The organism is Acidimicrobiales bacterium (genome assembly GCA_035533095.1).
Lineage (GTDB): Bacteria > Actinomycetota > Acidimicrobiia > Acidimicrobiales > Palsa-688 > DATLUM01.
Window position 1 is genome coordinate 1 of the sequence record DATLUM010000023.1, and the last position, 2215, is coordinate 2215.

Annotated in this window: 2 protein-coding genes; both read right to left on the reverse strand. The window is 67.4% G+C overall.

Annotated elements, in window-relative coordinates:
- Positions 1–361 precede the first annotated feature (361 nt).
- Positions 362–1876 carry an IS1182 family transposase gene (locus tag VNF71_02635; protein HVA73447.1) on the reverse strand — a complete coding sequence of 505 codons (1515 nt, stop codon included), beginning with the start codon at positions 1874–1876 and terminating at the stop codon, positions 362–364.
- Positions 1877–2011: 135 nt separating this feature from the next.
- On the reverse strand, positions 2012–2215 hold a 204-nt coding region (locus tag VNF71_02640; GenBank protein ID HVA73448.1), incomplete at its 5' end, for a UvrD-helicase domain-containing protein.

The window sequence follows — 2215 nt, forward strand, 5'->3', positions numbered from 1 at the left end:
GTTCCTGAACCACCTTTGGGTGGATGCCCGAGGCCAACGCAATGGTCGCCCAGGTGTGGCGGAGACCGTGCAGAGTCAGATGGGGCAGTGACCAGCGTTCCACCCGACGGTCGAACTCTCGAGAGACCCGCTCGGGGTGAAGGGGCTCGCCGGTGACCTTGGCGAAGACGAGATCATGATCCCGATAGCCCGGCCCGAGGCCTAGGTGAGTGGGCAGCAAGTGCCTGTTTTGATGGCTGGCGGTGGTGTGTGGGGCTGCGTGGTGTAGGGAGTTGAGGTGACGGGGCTGTCAGTGAACGCTCCTATGGCGCCGAGGGCGGTGTGACAGCGGTGAGAATGGGCGGGGGTGGCTCTCCCCGGCTCAGGCGGCCACAGCGGGACCGGTTTTGAACGCGGCGAGCACGACCAGACGCTTGAAGTTGGCGACGGTCGCTGCAAGCAGGGCTTGCAGCCGAGTTTTTCGCCGGCCCCGCCAGCGGGCTTTTCTCATCCCGAGGTCTTGGAGATGGTCGATCTTGCGTTCCACTTTCGGGCGCCGCCGCAGCAGCGCCTTTGTCTCCGGCTGAGCGTTGGTGGCCCGGGCCGCCTCGATACGGTCGTGGTGCACGCCGACCACGATCGTGCGGCCCCCGGTGGCCGACGTGCACGATCCTCGTAGTGGGCAGGCGCCGCACACATCGGCGGCGAAGCTGAACGTGGTGGCCGGGCGGCCCTTGTGGTCTTTCGACGGGCGGGCGTCGGTGGTGGTCTGCCCGGCCGGGCAGGTCACCGTCCCCGCCGCGGTGTCGATCGTAAAGTCGGTTTTGGGGAACCGGCCGGCGTTGGTGACAGGCGGCACCTTGGCCGTCATCTCGACGCCTTGTTCTTCGACCGCTTCGCGGACATCGCCATCCGAGTAGGCCATGTCCCCCAACAAGGTGGCGACTTCGACCCCGTCGTTGTCCTGCACCTCGGCGAGGAGGGGGGCTGCCCCGTCGCCATCCCCGGCGTTGCCGGCACGCACGTCGACACCCAAGACCAGTTCGGAGTCCTCGTCGATCATCACGTCCAGCTTGTGTCCATCGAAACGCCGCGACGCCGACTTGCGACCGTGGCGCATCTCCGGATCGGAATGCGACACGATCCGGTCGGCGGCGACGCCTTGGCGGATAGCCGGCCCCTCGCCGTCGGTGCCGTCCTCGACGTCTTGGATCACGACCTGGGCGAGCAGCCCCGCCGCCTCGGCCACCGCAGGATCCTCGGCAACCTCGACGGCCGCGGCATGAGCGAGCAGCTCAGCGGCCAGCTCCACAAGCTGTTCGAGTTGCGCCCGCCGAGCAGCAGGGTCCTGCCAGTCGATATCGGGCTTGGCCGCCGCCAGCCCGACCGCCTCGCCCGCCAGCTCGGCGTCGAGACGCCCGCCCATCGCCCGGGCCAGCCGGCCCGCCATCTTGCGGATCAGCTCATAGCTGTCGGCCACGTTCCCCGCCCCGTGCACCGGCGACGAGTCGATGATCGCCGTCAGCTTCCCCCGCAACACCCCAGCATCGACCGCCTTGGCCAACGTCCTCTTGAACAGCGCAGCGTCGGCGTCCGCTGCCAGCATCCGCGCTCGCATCAACGCGAACGTGGTCGGCGCGATCCCCCCGAAATCATCGGTCACGCCCATCGCCGCTTTCCAGTCCAGATCGACCCGGGTCCGCCGGGAACTCTCCCGATCCGACGTGCGGTCATGGGTGGCGCACAGCATCGCCCGGATCATCACCGACGGCGGCACCGACGGCCGACCCCACCCCTGCGCGTACAACCCGGCGTAATCCTCATCGCAGACGATCTCGTCGCCATGCACAGCCAGCCGCTCATAGAACGAGCCCTTCGACAACAGCTCCGAACGCACCAGCCGAGTATCGAGCAGCGACCCCTGCGCATCAACCCTGCCCAACATGACGTCCCCCCGGGGAAGCGGGAATTACAACCCCGTCATTCTCTCACGCCACGCTCGCGATCGCGAGCACTACCTGACACTTTCTGCTCACTCACCTAGGACGTCGAAGGTTTCGTAGCGCGGTACCCGCTGCTGCAACAACCGGAAGCAGAAGCCGTGGATCGTGCCCACGTATAAGCCGTTCAGCCGGTCGAGGGCTTGAGCTCCCATGCGGCCCTCGACCCGGTGGGCGATCCGCTGGGCGAGCTCCTCAGCCGCCCGCTTCGTGAAGGTGAAGGCCACGATCCCATC